We start from the raw sequence: 18,675 nt of genomic DNA, 5'->3' as shown, positions 1-18,675 counted from the left end.
ACTCGGAATAAAGTTAGTTGTTAATTTAGCCGAACGTCCATGCCGTAAAAGTCAATATTGAGGGGCATTTCAGACAATTTTTATATATTTACGATACCGAAATTTTAACCAAATGAAACAAATAGGTGTTTTAATTCCTCAAAACTTCAGATTATTAAGCGTAGCCGCTATTTTAGATGTTTTTGATACCGTAAACGGATTTTATCGTAAAGATGGGCTCCAAACGCCTTTTAACATCAGTTTAATTACCACTGATGATAAAAATTACAATTTTAGTGAACATCCGTGCATTCCTTTGCAAAAAGCCAGTGGTATTGACCTTATTTTGATCCCTTCTTTTGTAACCAATGATATTAAGGAATGTATTTCGGCCAATAAAAGTTATATTCCATGGTTAAACAAACAGCACCTTGAGGGGGCGGAAATTGCCACTTTTTGCACCGGGGCATTTTTACTGGCGGCATCGGGATTGCTGGATGGTAAATCGGCTACTACCCATGTTGATGCCTGCACAGCTTTTTCTACCGCCTTTCCACAGGTGCATTTAAAAGCTGATAAAACGGTAACACAAGACGGCAAGCTATTTACAAGCGGCGGTGCAACCTCTACCTTTCATTTATTGTTACACCTTTTACATCTTCATTGCGGAAAAGATATGGCAGTTAAAGTAGCCAAGATTTTTGCAATCGACATGGACCGCGTAAACCAATCTTATTTTAGCACCTTCCAGCCTATCCGTCATCATAATGATGATATTGTAGCCTCTGCCCAGGAAAAAATTGAAAACAATTATCAGGATCTGGCCACCATTGAAGAGATGATTAAAGACATTCCTTCCAGCAGAAGAAATATTGTGCGCCGCTTTAAACAGGTAATTGGCATTACTCCTATCGAGTATCTTCAACAAACCCGTATAGAAGCTGCTAAAAAGTTATTGGAACAAACCGCGCAACAAATGACAGAGGTTATTTATAATTCAGGCTACAATGATCCAAAAGCATTTAGAAAAGTGTTCAGGAAATCAGTCGGGATGACTCCTACCCAATACCGGGATAAATTCCAAGCGAGATAAAACACAGCGGGCTGGCAAACAGCGTAATATAAAATCTGGTGCGCAGCAAGAACACTTATAACGGAGCAGAATGGCCGACCGCCACAAAACGCTGAACATCTACTTTCAAATAAAAAAACCTGGGTATATCTGCTAAATCAGCGGAGAATCATCATCAATGCACTTTTCTGAATATTAATATGATCATCGCAGATGGAATTTACATTTCTTAAGTAAACTCATAAACCCACATTGTTTTTAAGCCATATTACAGTGAATGAGCCACTTAAAAAACAAACTAAATAAATAGTTTTCAACACTGAAATTTATTATGTTGATAATTAATATAAAATTAATACGCTTACTTCTTTTATTTAAGATAACTTAATGTTATAATTACACTAACCAAATAAAAATTTATATGAGCACATTCCTTTTAATTATGGCGGTATTTTATATTATCTCTTTTGGATTAATGTTGTACTGTTATTTTTCCGCTGAGCAGATTCCCAGCGACGATGAAAAATTCTAATCAGTTCTTTTCCCGTCATCAAAATTAACGTCTCCCTTTAGGTTAAAACACTCTTTTTTTTGCAACAAAGCAGGCAAAGAATGTTTACGGCCAAATCTGCCCTCATTCTTAGTATACTTTATTTATTGGCGATCCACTTAATCAAGTAGGAAGTGGCTCCTGTATACCATAAAACTGCTGAAATTAAAAATATAGCGATCAGGATCCATAAAATTGGCCATCCTTCAAATTTGTGTTTCGGCCCAGGAGTGTAAGACTTAAGGTTATTATGGTCACTGTCCATCCTTTCACCTTTTTTTTCTGGTTTCGGAGTAGATATATTGCTCATAAAATATTCGGTTAGTAATGCAAACTTAGCTTATAAACCTATAAATCAAAAATTAGTTTCAACATTCTTTTGTTTTAAGATTCACAAAGAACAAAAATGGCTAAAACTTAAATTATCCGGATTTCTGCCATTACTGCCTCGAGAATGCCTGTTGGTATTTAAGTGGCGTTTTACCTGTAATTTCCCGAAAATATTTATGAAAACTGGTAAAGTTGTAAAAACCGCAGTCGTAACAAATCTCCTTAACGGTTAAATTACTTTCAATTAATAATTTACATGCCTGACCTACCCTAATTTCGTTTAAAAACTGCGTATAGGTTTTCCTGCTTTTGGTTTTAAAGAACTTACAAAACGAATTTGGACTGATTTTAGCCACTGCAGCAATTTCTTTCAATTCTATTTTATTTTTATAATTGCTGAGGGTATAATTATAGATCGATTGTATCCTGTCTTTCTCATTTTCTAAGAAATTTGGCTTAAAACCAAGCGAAACCAACGTTTTTTTCTCCTCACTGCCGGCTATTTCGGAGAGTCCTTCCAATAGCCTGATAATCCGCATGGTACCATTAGCCTCAATAATGGTTGGCATCAAACTGGCTATCCGCTCTTTTGCAGCTCCCAACAGCTGAATGCCCTGTTTAGATTGTGCCAACATCTTTTTGAGCTCCTGGTTTTCTGGAAGTTCGATAAATGCTGTCCCTAAAAAATCTTCCTTAAAATGAATGACATAAACATCAACCGATTCTTCTTCTTTTTTTTCAAAAAACTCAGGGTCAAAGCGCCAGTAATGTGGCAGGTTGCTTCCAAGCAACACTACATCTCCATCGCTAAAATTTTTGATGCTATCGCCTATAAACTGCGTTCCCCGCCCCTTTTTGATATAAATCAGTTCCAGGGCTGAATGGTAATGCCACAGGTTGTTCACATCTGGCATAATATCCCTCCTGGCGCTAAAAGAATCTACGGTATTGGTAGATACATTAAGTAAATGCGGTTTCATAAAATCTTAAAAAATCAATCTAATATGCAGTAATATTTGGCAATGTATAAAATTGAGCCAATATCATTTAATAATTAGATCATAAAATTAAATTTTTATTAACACTTTAAGGTTTAATTTGTAAAGAAACAACTAGCCAAAAACATTTTATGAAGTCGGGATTATTTACTCCTTGTTACATCGATCAGCTTTACCCTAAAGTTGCCATTGCAACCTCGGGATTGCCTGAAAAACTTGGTTTAGATATCCATTTCCCGATTAAGCAAACCTGTTGCCGACAGCTTCTGACCAATTCGGGTTATAGCCATTTAACTACAGGAATGGAGGAAGTATTTGTTAAAAATTCCGGAAAAATCGACTATATTGTTCCCCAATCTGGCAATTGTACTTTACATGTTAAAGATCATTTGCATGTTAAGGAGCACGATAGCGGCAGTTACGGATATGGTGTATTTATTGCAGGCCTTTCCAAAACGGCAGCTATTGAACAATCTTTAGCAATTGGTGCCCATAGCACCAAAAATTAACCATTTTTTTTAACAAACCCAGCTTAATCATTAATCAAATAAAATATGAGCCAAACTACACCATCAAACTTTAAAGTATCTATTCCGCAGAAAAATGGGAAAGGATATTTATTCCCGTTAATCCTGGTCACCAGTCTGTTTTTCTTTTGGGGCTTCGTTCACAATCTCGATCCTATATTAATTCCACATTTACGTAAAGCTTTTCAGTTAAATGTTTTCGAATCTACCCTGGTCGATTCTTCAGTTTTTATCGCTTATTTTTTATTGGCATTGCCTGCAGGTTACATCATGCGCAAGTATGGTTATAAAAGCGGTATTATTTTAGGCCTCGTTTTATTCGCTATAGGATGTTTATTATTTATACCTGCGGCCAATACCGCCCAGTATGTATTTTTCTTAGGCGCCCTTTTTATTATTGCCTGTGGTTTAACCTTTCTGGAAACTGCAGCAAACCCCTATGTTACCGTTTTAGGTCCACCTGAAACAGCTACGCAACGTTTAAACTTCTCTCAATCCTTTAACGGCTTCGCTGCTTTCCTGGCCCCTGTACTTGGTGGTAAATTTATTTTTACTGAAGTAAAATATACCGATGCCCAGTTGGCTAAAATGCTGCCGTTAGAAAAACAGGCTTATATGCTCGAGGAAGCATCGACCGTAAAGGCGCCTTACCTAATTTTAGGCATCCTGATTATCGTGGTGGCTATTCTATTTATTTTCACTAAGCTACCCGATATTAAAGAGGAAGAAAATGTACAGGAAAAAAGCAGTTTTGCGCATGTATTAGGGCACAGCCATTTGCGCTGGGCAGTTATCGGCCAGTTTTTTTACGTGGGCGCCCAGGTTTGTGTATTGAGCTTATTCATCAGTTTTGTAACCTCATCGGCAAGCATAAGTCAGGACGAAGCAAAATGGTACGCAGGTGCGGCAGGTTTGGCTTTTATGATCGGCAGATTTGTGGGCACCATTTTCATGAAATTTGTAACACCGCATAAATTATTGATGATTTATGCCTTGATCAGTGGCGTGCTTACCCTCATATCTGTTTTTGCAAGCGGAATGATTACCGTTTACGCGTTAATTGGTGTTGCATTTTTCATGTCGATCATGTTTCCAACCATATTCTCATTGGGTATAGCAGGTTTGGGTAAAGATACAAAACTGGGGTCTTCATTAATTGTAATGTCTATTGTTGGTGGCGCATTTTTACCTCCGGTGTTAGGCCTCATATCAGATGCGACCCACAATATCCAATACGGATACCTGGTACCTTTCGTATGCTTTTTAGTAGTATTCTACTTTGGTTGGAAAGGATGGAAACCTAATCATGTTGAAAAAGAAATAAGTTTAGAAGTATAAATTGATAATGAAAAAATTAGTCATCAAGATTAACAAGGCTGATAACGTTTTGGTTGCATTGCAGGATTTACCAGCTGGCACCCAAATACTGCACGAGGGAAATTCTTACGTTACTGTTGATGAAATTCCTGCGAAGCATAAATTTTTTATGCAGGATATGAAGGCAGGTGATGAGGTAATCATGTATGGTGTTTTAGTTGGGAAAGTGCAATTTGAGGTAAAGGCCGGTATGCGGATGAATGTGGAGAATACCAAACATGCTGCTGAACCTTTTGCCTATCGCAATGTTAATTACAAATGGGAAGCTCCTGATGTAAGTAAATATGCCAATCGTAGCTTTAAGGGATATCACCGTAAAAACGGCTCAGTGGGTACGGCGAACTATTGGTTGTTTATACCGACTGTTTTTTGCGAAAACAGAAATCTGGATATCATTAAAGAATCCCTTTACAGCGAGTTGGGCTATGCTGTAGATGACAAATACAAATCTTACACCCATAAGCTCGTTGAGGCTTTTAATAAGGGAGAAGACATTCATAATATCAGTTTTGAACCTAAAGTTGACAAGGCCAGCCGTACTTTTAAAAATGTAGATGGCATTAAATTCCTTACACATAACGGGGGCTGTGGCGGAACACGCCAGGATGCCGATACTTTAAGCAAATTATTAGCGGCTTATGCCCATCACCCCAATGTGGCCGGTATTACAGTTTTAAGCTTAGGTTGCCAACATTTACAGGTAGCAGATTTTAAGCGCGACCTCTTTGCCCTCGATCCTGATTTTGATAAACCGCTTTTAATTTTCGAGCAGCAAAAAACACAGAGCGAAGAACAATTAATCCAAAATGCAATACGCAGCACTTTTGAGGGACTGATGTTCATTAATAAACAAGAGCGTGCAGCAGCACCGCTAAGCAAAATGTGCGTGGGTGTAAAATGTGGTGGTAGCGATGGTTTTAGTGGTATCTCGGCTAATCCGGCGGTTGGTTATTGTGCCGATTTGCTGGTGGCCTTAGGTGCAAAGGTTTTATTGGCCGAATTCCCCGAGCTTTGTGGTGTAGAGCAAGAAATGATCGATAGATCTGTAGACCGGTCAACTGCCGAAAAGTTTATCCGTTTAATGACTGAATATGATGATCTGGCACATAAAGTAGGCTCGGGCTTTTATATGAACCCTTCGCCGGGAAATATTAAGGACGGTTTAATTACCGACGCCATAAAATCAGCGGGAGCTGCGCGTAAAGCAGGTTCATCTCCGGTGGTTGATGTTTTGGATTACACTGAACCGGCAACAAAACCGGGTTTAAGTTTAGTTTGTACCCCCGGAAACGATGTGGAAGCCACCACAGGTAAAGCAGCTGCAGGTGCAACGTTAATTTTATTTACCACAGGTTTGGGTACACCAACAGGAAACCCGGTTTGCCCAACCATTAAAGTAGCCACCAATTCGGTTTTGGCCAAACGCATGAGCGACATCATCGATATCGATACCGGAGCCGTGATTAGCGGCGAAAAAACCATTAATGAAATGGGTGAAGATATCCTGGAATATTGCATTAAAGTAGCCAGCGGTGAAGAAACCCCAAAAGCGGTACAGCTTAACCAAGATGATTTTATCCCCTGGAAAAGAGGTGTAAGCCTTTAGGTGCAGGGAGCAGTTAAAACAACAAAAGAAAAATAACCGAATATGAATTTAAATTTAGACGGCAAAATAATACTGGTAAGTGGTGGCGCAAAAGGCATTGGAGCGGCAATTGTGAAGGCATTGGCTACCGAAAATGCATTTCCGATCATTATTGGCCGAAATGAGGAAGATAACCTGAAAATGCTGCAGGAAGTAAAAGACCTGGGTTTAAAAGCCGATTATTTTACGGCAGAACTTACCGCACCTGAAACCTGTAAAACCATTATTGATGCCATATTAGAAAAATACAACAGAATAGACGGTTTGGTTAATAATGCGGGCGTAAATGATGGCGTTGGACTCGAAAGCGGTACTTACGAAGCTTTTATGGATTCGCTGCATAAAAATGTGGTGCATTACTACCTTTTGGCAAAATATGCGCTGCCTGCATTAAAAGAAAGTAAAGGCTCTATTTTAAATATTGGCAGCAAAACTGCAGAAACGGGTCAGGGAGGCACATCGGGTTATGCAGCATCAAATGGTGCCAGAAATGCATTAACCCGCGAGTGGGCAGTAGAATTATTACCATATAGTATCCGTGTAAATGCAATTATCGTGGCTGAAGCCTGGACACCATTATATGAGAAATGGATCAACACTTTTGAAGATCGTGATGAAAAGCTGAAAAGCATTACCGACAAAATCCCTTTTGAAAACCGGATGACTACCGTAGATGAAATTGCCAATACTGCCGTGTTTTTATTATCGGATAAATCAAGCCATACCACAGGCCAATTGATCCATGTTGATGGCGGATACGTGCATCTGGATAGGGCTTTGTTGTAAAATATGGCCCACTTTTCTGTCATTCTGAACGCAGTGAAGAATCTTTTTCTTATCAGTAGTATGGCCTAACTATATTGTAAAACATGGCTCGCTTATCTGTCATTCTGAACGCAGTGAAGAATCTGTAAGCCATAGAACAGCTAATAATCTAAGCTAATTAACTTATAATTAGATATTTAAAGATCCTTCGTTGCACTCAGAATGACAATTATATTCTCGGCCTGTATCCCTATAAACCTTTTCTATGGTCCCAAACACCAATTGACCCTGTTGAAAATGAGGCCACTACAAAACCTCTTACCAAAACCTAAAATCACCCAAAATAACAGAAAGGCCATCCATTTTAATCCCATTTTAAGATAGGATGGTTACTTTTGTTAAATGCTAAAGATTGGAATAGCGGAAGACGATCCTAAAATTGCCGAACTTTTAAAATCGGCACTCGAAGAAAACGATTATCAGGTGCTTACTGTTGCCAATGGTATCGATGCCCTTGACCTTTTCCTGAGCCAAAGTTTCAACCTGCTAATTATTGATGTGATGATGCCAGGCCTCAACGGCATGCAGCTTTGTAAGCATATCAGGGAAAAAGCCATGAACGTACCGATTCTCATGCTTACAGCCCTGGGTACTGTTGATGATAAAGTTACTGGTTTAGAAGCCGGCGCTGATGATTACCTGGTAAAACCTTTCCACCTGAAAGAATTTTTGGCACGGGTGGCAGCGCTTTTACGCCGGCAATCTGGTGCTGACGTTAAAACAGGCCATAAACTACATTTCGAAGATCTTGTACTCGATACGTACAGCAAAGAAGTAAGCCGGGGCGGAAAGCCGATTGAGCTGAGTGCTAAAGAATTTGTGCTGCTCGAACTGTTTATGCGCAACCCCAACAGATTGCTGTCCAGGCAGTTTATAGCTGAACAGGCCTGGAATATCAGCTTCGAAACCGGCACAAATGTAATCGATGTCTACATCAACTTCCTGCGGAAAAAGATCGAAAAAGATTTTGAACGCAAACTCATCCATACCAAAATTAATATGGGCTATATTCTGAAATAAGTGAAAATAAAGGACCGCATAGCGCTATATTTTACGCTGATCAGCACTTCGATGCTGTTCGCTGTGCTTTGTACGGTGTATTTTACTTTTATGAAATTTTTGGAAGCCGATTTTTTTGAGCGCCTTACCGACCGTACCATGGTTACAGCCAAACTGTACCTCGAAGCCGACGAAATCAGTAGAGATGCCTTGAATACCGTCCGCCATAAATACCTGCAAAAGTTAAATGGCGAAGTGATCCGCATTTACGATAATGAAAACAGGGCTACGTTTATTGGCGACTCTGCACAGTACTGGACCAATTCTACCATTGACGAAGTACGTAAAAAAGGCCGTTTAAAATATACTGACGGCCAACGGCAGGTAGTTGGCATTTACTATAAAGACAACCAGGGCGATTTCGTGATTTTGGTTTCAGCTGACGATCAGGGTTCACACAATAGATTGGCCAAATTATTAAAGATCATGATTTTTGTGTTCATTCTCATTTCATTGATCGTATTGCTGCTAAGCAGGTGGGTTGCACAAAAAATGCTCAAACCCTTACAAAAATTCATGCTCGAAGTAAAACAGGCGAGCTCACAGAATATGGAATTCAGGGTGGAAGAAAACCATAATAAAGACGAAATCAACCTCATTGCCCAAAGCTTTAACCTTTTAATGGAGGAACTGGAGCAGGCCTTTATTTTGCAGAAAACCTTTGTATCCAATGCTTCACACGAATTACGGACACCGGTAACGCGTATTATGATGACCGCCGAGCTGGCACTGTCAAAAGAAAGAGATCAGCCGGCTTACCAAAAAGTGATTGGTTCGATGCTCGAAGATGCCGAAAAAATGGACCACATTATTACCGGTTTGGTTGCTTTAGCCAAAATGGACCTTGAACTGATCAATTCTAAGCTGGTTCCGATCAGGTTAGACCACCTGATTCTCAAAATACAGTCTGAATGGAAATCGCAGAAAAACCTCGACCTTAAAGTTACCTATCAAAATCCCGTTGATCCTAAACCTGAAATATTGGCCAATGCTGTATTATTACAAATTGCCTTGGACAATATTATTTCAAATGCGTTTAAATTTTCTGAAAATCAACAAGTTAACATCAATATAAAAGCCAGTGAAAATGATTTTCTTATCCACATTACCGACAGTGGAAAGGGTATCCCTGCCGGGGAAGAAGAAAATATTTTCAAGCCCTTTTACACGCATGCAGCTGATTTTGGCCTCCAAGGTGAAGGAATGGGGCTTTATATGGTTCAAAAAATCATCGATCTGCTTAAAGGAAAAATAGCTGTGAATAACCTGGAACAAGGCGGATGCACTTTTACGATCATTTTAACGAAGATTTAGTAGCTATTTATCCATCCGCGTGGTCGTCATCCCGACTGAAACGCAATGGAATAGAGGCTATATCACTAGTTGTAACTTCACCCTAATTTGTCACGTTGAGCCCAGCCTGTACTGAGCTTAACGAAGTATCGAAACGCCTTTGAAACATCTAAAAAGAGGTCCTTCGACAAGCTCAGGATGACAATTTTATATTTATGATAAATCTCGACTGCGTTGCATTCCGCTCAAGAGGAGGTATGAATAAGAATAATCAGTCTATCTGTAACTTTAACCCCCTTCCTGCTAACGCTCGTTTCTAACGAGCGTTGAATAGAATATCGTTTACAACGATAAAATCGCATAACTATTTATGCACTCGTTTGGAAACGAGCGCAAGCATAATTGAGAAATAACCAACCTATCCGTAACTTTAACCCCCTTTTAAGTCCTATTTAATCCCCCTTTAATTCGGCAAGAATAGTTTTGCGGGATGAAAAGATTATATACGTCGCTTATTTTCATTTTGACTTTAACAAGCCGGGCAGCTTTAGCACAAACCGATACCCTAAGCTTAAACCTGACTCAGGCCGAAAGCCTTTTTTTAAAAAACAATTACGATCTCCTGGCGAGTAATTATGAGATCGATCAGGCAAAGGCCGAAATGATTACGGCAAAGTTGTTTGAGAACCCAACACTGGAGTACGAAAATCTTTTTTACAACCACGAGACAAAGAAATTCCTGCAAACCTCTTACGCGAATGGCCAATATGCAGGATCTATTTCGCAGTTATTCAAACTCGCCGGTAAGCGGAACAAGAACATCAAACTCGCACAGGCAGGGGTTAAACTGGCAGAATATGAATATTTCGACCTGTTGAGGACACTCAAATTCGAGCTTGTTAATACTTTTTACAAAACCTATTTCTCAGCACAATCTGCAAAGGTTTACCAGGAACAGATCAGCTCCACCGATCAATTGCTGAAAGCCTACGGTCTTCAATTAAAAATGGGCAATGTTGCCGTAAAAGATGTAATCAGAATCAAATCATTATTGATCAATCTCAAAGCTGAAGAAGCAGGATTACTAAACGAATTGGAAGATAACTACAAAGATCTGAAATTGTTATGTGGTTTAGATGCCGGCACATCACTTGTTTTGGTGGCAGATCAGGAAGCCTTCAAAAATCAACCGATTGATAAAATCCCCTACAGTTTATTGCTCGATTCGGCCAGAACCAACCGTGCTGACCTTAAAGTGGCCAAAACCGACCTGCTTTATAACGAGCGCAATTTAAAACTTCAAAAAGCAATGGCTATCCCCGATGTAGAAATTGCCTTAAGTTACGACCTAAAAGGTAATTATCCAGAAAAATACACAGGTTTGGGTTTAAAAATCCCCCTTCCGCTTTTCTCCAGAAACCAGGGTGAAATTAAAAAGGCACAGATAGGTATCGCAGCTGCCAATACAAATATCAAAAAACAGGAGGCCCTGCTCGAAAACGAAGTATTTAACAGTTATAAAACAGCTTTACGCAACGAAAAATTGTATGCAGAAATCGATCCTGCCTTCAGCACCGGCTTTAACACACTCATTTCAGGACTAATCAAAAATTTCAAAGCAAGAAATATCAGCCTGATCGAATTTTTAGACCTCTACGATGCCTATAAAGAAAACACGCTGCAACTAAACAAACTTCAGTTCGAAAGAATGAGCACCCGCGCTGAACTCAATTATGTAACCGGTTCTAATATTTTTAAATAAATCTTATGCAAAATCTCTATAAAAATACTTTAATTATTGTGGCCACCAGTTTGTTGTTTGCTTGTAGTGAACACAAAACAACTGCACCTCATGATAAATTTGCCATCACCGATTCATTGATCAGCCGCTTACTGATCGATACTGTGCAGCAGGCTAACAGCAAAACTGAACTTATATTATCGGCCAAAATTGCCGCAAATGAAGAGCGCCGTTCTGAACTTTTCCCTATGGTAAGCGGAACGGTAAACAGCGTTAGGGTGCGGTTGGGTGACCAGGTTTCTAACGGACAGACGTTAGCAACCCTTACCAGTTCAGAAATGGCTGGTTTCGACAAAGAAGTGATTGCGGCCAATGCCGAGCTTAAAAATGCAGAACGATCTGTAAAACAGGCTGAACAACTTTTTCAAAGCGGTTTATCATCTGCAAAAGAGCTGGAAGAAGCCAAAAATGATTATCAGATCAAAAAAGCTGAAGCAAAAAGGGCCAATTCGGTATTAAAACTCAACGGTGGCAGCAATACAGGATTATATGCCGTTAAGTCTCCTATTAATGGTTTTGTGATCGAAAAAAATGTAACCCAGAACATGCATTTACGTGGCGATAATGATAAAAGCCTCTTTACTGTTGCCGATCTCTCCAATGTTTGGGCAATGATTAATATTTATGAATCAGATATTTCGCGCGTAAAGGTTGGCGATGAAGTCAGCCTATCTACCCTCTCCTATCCCGATAAGATTTTTAAAGGTAAAATAGAGAAACTTTACAACCAGGTAGATCAAGACAGTAAGGTAATAAATGCACGTGTGGTTATTCAAAACCCAGGTTTTTTATTAAAACCAGGCATGCTTGGAACGGTAAAAGTTTCGGCAAATTCGGCTATAGATCTTCCTGTTCTCAATTCTAGGTCGGTTATTTTCGACGAAAACAAGAATTATGTACTCGTTCTTGGTCAGGATCACAAAATAAAAATCCAGGAAATCGAAATTGGCCGTAAAACTGCCGATAAAACCTATATCAGCAAAGGTGTAAATGCTGGCGACCGTATCATCGCATCTAAACAGGTTTTCTTATTCGAAAGTTTAAAAACACAGTAAAATTCTTTTCATCAATTAGATTATGCATCATGAATAAATTCATTAAAGGTGTTATAGGTTTTGCACTGAAGAACAAGTATTTTATCTTTTTTGCTACTTTTATTTTAATCCTGTCTGGTTACCTGAGCTTTAAGCATACTGCCATCGATGCATTTCCTGATGTAACCAATACCAATATCATTATTATTACCCAATGGCCGGGCCGTAGCGCCGAAGAGGTAGAAAAATTTGTGAGCAGGCCCCTGGAAATTGCCATGAACCCAACTGAAAAACGTACCAGTATCCGCTCTTCGTCCCTCTTCGGGCTTTCTATTGTAAAAGTGAGTTTTGAAGATGATGTAGATTATGCCGAAGCCCGTGTACAGGTAAATAACCACCTAGACGAGGCTGATTTGCCCGAAGGGATCAAACCAGAAGTACAACCACCTTATGGCCCTACCGGCGAGATATTCCGTTACACACTTACAAGCGATACAAAATCGGTCCGTGAATTAAAAACCCTTCAGGATTGGGTAGTACAAAGGGAGCTTCTTTCTGTTTCGGGTATTGCCGATGTAGTGAGTTTTGGTGGTGAGGTAAAAACTTATCAAATTACCGTTGATCCGCAAAAGGCTATCCAGTATGGTGTAAGTGCAACCGAACTTTTCGAAGCAGTATCTAAAAGCAACATCAATGTGGGTGGCGATGTGATTGTGCAAAGCGGCCAGGCTTACGTTGTACGTGGTATAGGCGTACTCAACAATATCGATGAAATCAGGAATGTAGTGGTCGATAATGTTAATGGTACGCCCATATATGTTAAAACCATTGCCGAAGTTGCCGAATCGGCTTTACCCAGGCTGGGGCAGGTCGGTCGTGATCAGGACCCTGATGTGGTTGAAGGCATTATCGTGATGAGGAAAGGAGGCAATCCGAGCGAGGTAATTGCCAGGTTGAAGGAAAAGATCAATACAATCAATACCAGTATATTACCAAAGGATGTAAAAATAAAACCTTTCTACGATCGCGAAGACCTGGTAAATTATTCTGTACATACCGTAATGGGCAATATGCTTGAAGGGATATTGTTTGTAACCTTAATCGTATTCCTGTTTATGGCCGATTGGCGTACTACCTTAATTGTATCAGTTGTTATTCCATTGGCCCTGCTCTTTGCATTTATCTGTCTTAAATTAAAAGGCATGTCTGCCAATCTGCTATCTATGGGGGCTATCGATTTCGGAATCATTATAGATGGTGCCGTAGTAATGGTTGAAGGGATTTTTGTAACCTTAGATTTAAGTGCAAAAAAACTGGGGATGGATAGGTTTAACAAAATGAGTAAACTTGGTTTTATTAAAAAGGCCTGTGTAGAAAATGGGAAAGGAATTTTATTTGCAAAGCTCATTATCATTACAGGCTTGCTGCCTATTTTCACCTTCCAAAAGGTAGAAGGTAAAATGTTCTCTCCCCTGGCGTGGACATTAAGTTTTGCTTTATTGGGTGCCCTAATCTTAACCTTTACCCTTGTACCTGCAATGGCCAGTGTACTCTTAAAAAAGGATGTTAAAGAGAAACACAATATCTTTTTAGAATGGATTACCAAAACGACCCTTAAATTTTACGACCTGTGTTTCAAAAAAAAGAAGCTCGTTTTTAGCATTTCTATTATTGTATTGCTTTTAGGTATTTTTAGCTTCAGGTTTTTGGGGACAGAATTTCTACCCAGTTTAGATGAGGGCTCTATTTATGTCCGCGCTACAGGTCCATTAAGTATTTCTTTAGATGAAACTAAAAAGCTTTCGAATGAGATGAGAAAAATCTTTTTAAGCTTTGAAGAAGTTAAGCAGGTAATGTCGCAGACTGGAAGGCCCAATGACGGGACAGATGCCACAGGTTTTTACAACATGGAATTTCACGTTGATATTTACCCCCGTAAAGAGTGGAAACGCAAGCAAACCAAAGAACAGCTGATTGAGCGCATGCAGGAAAAGCTAAAAAGTTTCCCTGGTATCAACCTTAATTTTTCGCAGCCCATTTCAGATAATGTGGAAGAAGCCGTATCAGGCGTAAAAGGTTCAATTGTAGTGAAGCTATTTGGTGAAAACTTTGACTACATTGAAAAAGAAGAGGAAAAGATAGAAAGCATTTTAAAAACGGTTGATGGTATTGAAGATTTAGGTATTCTAAGAAATCTTGGTCAGCCAGAACTACAGATCAACCTCAACCAAAAAAAGATGGCTTTATATGGTGTAAGCACGGCTGATGCCAATGCTGTAATCGAAATGGCAATTGGTGGTAAAGCTGCTACACAAATTTATGAAGGCGAACGAAAATTTGACCTCATTATCCGTTATCCTGAAGATTTTAGAAACGACGAGAGTTCGATCGGTAAATTACGGATTCCTACCATATCTGGCACTAATGTTCAATTGGGCGAAATTTCTAGCATCCGCAAAATTACGGGTCCCAGTATGATTTACCGCGATAAACACAAACGTTACGGAGCCATTAAATTCTCGGTCAGGGGCCGTGATATGGGAAGCGTAATTGCCGAGGCACAGGAAAAAGTAAATGCAAAGATCCATCTGCAGCCGGGATATACATTGGAATGGGCCGGAGATTTTGAAAACCAGCAAAGGGCAATTGCCAGGTTATCTCAGGCAGTTCCGGTGAGCTTATTACTCATATTCTTCATTTTATTTGTGCTTTTCGGAAACATTAAAGATGCTTTATTGGTATTGAACAATGTTCCTTTTGCCATGATTGGCGGTATATTAGCCCTTTTAGTTGCAGGTGTAAACTTCAATATTTCGGCAGGAATTGGCTTTATTGCCCTTTTTGGAATCTGTGTACAAAACGGGGTGCTACTCATTACACGCTTTAAAACCAATATCGCCGACATGAAGCACCATCCCGGCTGGACCTTTACCGATGCCATGCGCGCCGCGGTGACCAGCAGGTTCAGACCTGTATTAATGACTGCTTTAATGGCTGCCATCGGCTTAATGCCTGCTGCATTATCTACCGGAATTGGTTCGGAGGCATCAAAACCATTGGCTATAGTAGTAATAGGCGGATTAATTACCGACACACTTTTTAACCTTTTTGTTTATCCGATTGTGTTTTACTGGTCGAACCGTAAAAAAGTGCAGAAAATGATCCCGGAAAGCCTGTAGGGATAGAAAATGGATAATGGAATACCCAAGCGATCCGTCATCCTGAGGATAATTTATTATATAAAAATCAATATGAATGACATTTAACTATTGGTCTTGTGCGACTTGTAATCCCCCTCTTTCAGAGGGGTGTCCGCAGGACGGGGTGTTTGATTAGTCCTAGCCGGACAGGCTTCTTTCTTTTTGGTGTCAAAAAGAAACAAAAAACACCGGCTGAAAATTTTTCTTTCGAAGCTAGTAGGTTGGCTTGGGTAGTGCTGTCCGAAAAATTTGTTAGGCCGGGTTTAAGTGAAACGGAGATGCTGTGCTATGGCCTAGCGGGACGAAAATGCAGACACCTATGTAATACGCTAAATATCAATAAGTTACTAAACAACATCAATAATAGCGGAGTCGAAGGATCAATCGTAAATGTTAAGTTGCGTCATTAAAAAGCATCGTCATCTCGACTGAAACAAAGTGGAACGGAGAGATCTGTCTGGGTAGATCTCTCCACTCCGCCTCGCTCCGGTCGAGATGACGATTTTCTATTAAATCCGTCAATATTAGTAAGGCAGTATTTTGACACCAAAACAACAGCTAAAAGAAGTTTTTTGTCGGCTAAAACCTATCAATTTAGTTTAAAACATCTTTATTATTATTTATTTGTAGCCAACTCCAATGCTTTTTCCAGTATTTCATCTTTACCCGTTAAAATATCATTAAGTGTTTTATCAACGCGGACATCAATTTTTACACCCAATTTTTGGTTGGGTGTTCCATCGGGATAATATTCGCCAAACCCGGAAAAAAAAGAAAAATATTCTCCGGGGAAATTAATGGTAATGGCCATCCCGTTGGCACCTGCTGTTTGCCGGCCAACCGTGGTACCTTTTGTTACCCCCTGAAGGGTAATTACATTGCCTTCTCCCTGACTTTGATTGCCCTCATCAGCAAGCATGAAGTAACGTTTGTTTTTCAGATCGGGATTCGTATTGGGTTCAATTATTTCATTTTCAATTAAACTATAGTTTTTCGAAATGTCAGGACTGATGACATAAGGAAAGCTGTTATAAGCCACGATATCTGTTTTTGCAGCAATATAGGCAGCCAATTTTGATCCGATACTACCATCTTTTGGATAACCCCTAACATCCAGAATAATGGTTTTACAGTTTTTAAGCATGGCCGCCAAACTATCCAGCTCGCCGGAATAAATCCTGTTTACACGCAGGTATCCTATATTTTCAGTCAATATTTTACAATATGGCGGTGAAAGGAGATTGCGGTTGACCTTACCTGTTAAAGCATAATAATCATCACGTTTAATTCGACTTAATGAAACTTTTTCAATCCCATCCTTTCCACGGATGGTGAGTACAGCTTTACTGTTTACTGCGCCATTGGTTAACCAGCTAAAGTAAAATTCGCGATCAAAGCCTGCTTTGTTTGATGCCACTATATAGGGTTCCCATTGTTCGGCAAGTTGTTTTACCGGAACATCATCAATGGCCAGCAGTTCCGCGCCTTCTTTAATCAATGAAAGTTGATTTTTCTGATGAATATCGTCGAGCACAGCGGTGATATATACTTTATTACCCACCAAACTGGTGATGATGGGTAAATTACCATCCATAATACCCATTGGCGATCGTCCACCTTTTTTAGTGATCAGGACAGCATGTCCGTCTTTTATTGAAGCGGTAAGTTTCATGAGGGCCATAAAATATTCCTTTTCGGTTTTAGCAGCTAAAAACAAGGGAATATTTTCGTTAAGAACGTCATCCCAGTTTTGGGGAATGAGGTTTTTGTTCGGTGAAAAGTAATGAATAGCGTTCCAGAAGTTAAATAAACCAAGCAAGCGAAGTTCTGCACTCGGAACATCTGCAGCAGGGTAATCGTCCTGTGTTCTGCAGATATAAGCCGTATTTTCGGGCTTTTTTACCGTTTGTTTTACAAAAGAGCCCGTTAATAATTTTGTGGCTGCCAGAATTACCGGCGCATTTAAAGAAGTATCATTTGTTAAGGGTAATAAAGCATCGGGCTTTTCGCCCAAAGTACCACCCTCATAAAGTACTTCGGCAGTTCTTATTTTTATGGAAAGACTATCGGAAAGTTTCATGTTATAAAATTCGCCATATATGTAATTAGGTAATTCGCCTTCTACCACCAGGTTACATAAATTTCGGTGCCTTAATGCCTGCAGTGCTTTAAAGGTATTTACGTTAACATATTTGTTTATAATAAAACAGAAACGTTTTCCGGTATATTTTAGATCTGGTTTTGCCTGTGTATAAGCGCCTTCAGAAACGTTACGGATGCCAAAATAAACCTGGTAATGGTCGTTAATTGTACCGTATTTATCTTGGGGCAGAATGTTAAGGTCGTGTGGGAAATCTTCCCTCATCAACCCTTTATAATAAAAAGACCTCGTAACGGGCAGGATCATCGTATTACTGATTAACCGCGACACTAAAGGTTGCACAAAATCTACATATTGTTTTAAGCCCAGTTGATAGTTAATAGCTGAATTCCGAAGATCGATAACAAATAACTGGTGCTTTGCCAAAGCCTGGTTTAACAAGGTATCCGCATTGTTTCTGTCCTGAAAAGTTTTCTGCGGAACATTGAGATACCAGATTTTTGATTGGAGCTGCCTGGCGTAAACCACACGTTTTTCGCTATAGTTACTTTGACCAACCGCTTCATTTTGCACAATACCGGATTGAGGATCTCCGAGGTCTGAAAACAGACTTTTCAGTGCTTCCCGAAAATTGTTTTCATTGGGATTTTGGATCAACGGTTTAATGTTTTTAATCATCAGACTATCCATATTTAAAACCCCTTTACCTGCATTTGGATGAAAATAATTAACTACTCCCCAAACTTTGCCAAAATCGGCAATGCGTTTTATTTCTGCTGTTTTAAGCGCGGATACCTGTTGCTGTGCGCCGGAAAAATGAGGCAATAGCATCCCCATAAAGATAAAAATGTACCTTTTCATGATATTTCTATTAAGATTTTTGA

Annotated in this window: 12 protein-coding genes; 10 read left to right on the top strand and 2 right to left on the bottom strand. The window is 39.5% G+C overall.

Going from position 1 to position 18,675, the window contains the following annotated elements; translation table 11 throughout:
- Positions 1 to 112: 112 nt before the first annotated feature.
- On the top strand, positions 113 to 1,072 hold the full coding sequence (locus ACFSR6_RS02695) for a GlxA family transcriptional regulator (protein WP_379074576.1): 960 nt from the start codon (positions 113 to 115) through the stop codon (positions 1,070 to 1,072).
- A 969-nt stretch (positions 1,073 to 2,041) separates the two neighbouring features.
- Here the strand turns inward: ACFSR6_RS02695 and ACFSR6_RS02690 are convergent.
- Positions 2,042 to 2,911, bottom strand: a complete 870-nt coding sequence (locus ACFSR6_RS02690) for an AraC family transcriptional regulator (protein WP_379074573.1) — start codon at positions 2,909 to 2,911, stop codon at positions 2,042 to 2,044.
- Between the two features lie 149 nt (positions 2,912 to 3,060).
- Between ACFSR6_RS02690 and ACFSR6_RS02685 the strand changes: the two genes are divergently transcribed.
- From ACFSR6_RS02685 to ACFSR6_RS02645, 9 genes are all read left to right on the top strand, one after another.
- Positions 3,061 to 3,438, top strand: a complete 378-nt coding sequence (locus tag ACFSR6_RS02685) for a heterodisulfide reductase-related iron-sulfur binding cluster (RefSeq protein WP_379074571.1) — start codon at positions 3,061 to 3,063, stop codon at positions 3,436 to 3,438.
- 45 nt (positions 3,439 to 3,483) lie between these two features.
- Positions 3,484 to 4,794 (top strand): L-fucose:H+ symporter permease, encoded by a 1,311-nt coding sequence (gene fucP / locus ACFSR6_RS02680; protein ID WP_379074569.1) that lies wholly within the window; start codon positions 3,484 to 3,486, stop codon positions 4,792 to 4,794.
- A gap of 7 nt (positions 4,795 to 4,801) precedes the next feature.
- Entirely contained in the window at positions 4,802 to 6,439 is a 1,638-nt protein-coding gene (locus ACFSR6_RS02675; protein WP_379074567.1) for a UxaA family hydrolase, read from the top strand.
- A gap of 42 nt (positions 6,440 to 6,481) precedes the next feature.
- Positions 6,482 to 7,264, top strand: coding sequence for an L-fucose dehydrogenase (locus ACFSR6_RS02670; RefSeq protein ID WP_379074564.1), 783 nt, complete (start codon positions 6,482 to 6,484; stop codon positions 7,262 to 7,264).
- Between the two features lie 381 nt (positions 7,265 to 7,645).
- Positions 7,646 to 8,323, top strand: coding sequence for a response regulator transcription factor (locus ACFSR6_RS02665; RefSeq protein WP_379074562.1), 678 nt, complete (start codon positions 7,646 to 7,648; stop codon positions 8,321 to 8,323).
- A complete protein-coding gene (locus tag ACFSR6_RS02660) occupies positions 8,324 to 9,676 on the top strand; it encodes a HAMP domain-containing sensor histidine kinase (RefSeq protein WP_379074559.1) in 1,353 nt (450 codons plus the stop codon). It abuts the gene before it with no gap.
- 469 nt (positions 9,677 to 10,145) lie between these two features.
- Positions 10,146 to 11,417: a TolC family protein gene (locus ACFSR6_RS02655; protein ID WP_379074557.1), complete on the top strand. Its 1,272-nt coding sequence runs from the start codon at positions 10,146 to 10,148 to the stop codon at positions 11,415 to 11,417.
- A gap of 5 nt (positions 11,418 to 11,422) precedes the next feature.
- A complete protein-coding gene (locus ACFSR6_RS02650; RefSeq protein WP_379074555.1) occupies positions 11,423 to 12,511 on the top strand; it encodes an efflux RND transporter periplasmic adaptor subunit in 1,089 nt (362 codons plus the stop codon).
- A 29-nt stretch (positions 12,512 to 12,540) separates the two neighbouring features.
- A complete protein-coding gene (locus tag ACFSR6_RS02645; protein WP_379074552.1) occupies positions 12,541 to 15,669 on the top strand; it encodes an efflux RND transporter permease subunit in 3,129 nt (1,042 codons plus the stop codon).
- 637 nt (positions 15,670 to 16,306) lie between these two features.
- Here the strand turns inward: ACFSR6_RS02645 and ACFSR6_RS02640 are convergent.
- Positions 16,307 to 18,652, bottom strand: a complete 2,346-nt coding sequence (locus tag ACFSR6_RS02640; RefSeq protein WP_379074550.1) for a S41 family peptidase — start codon at positions 18,650 to 18,652, stop codon at positions 16,307 to 16,309.
- Between the last annotated feature and the right edge of the window lie 23 nt (positions 18,653 to 18,675).

The organism is Pedobacter vanadiisoli (assembly GCF_042684385.1).
Lineage (GTDB): Bacteria > Bacteroidota > Bacteroidia > Sphingobacteriales > Sphingobacteriaceae > Pedobacter > Pedobacter vanadiisoli.
This window is presented reverse-complemented; position numbering and strand designations above follow the sequence as displayed.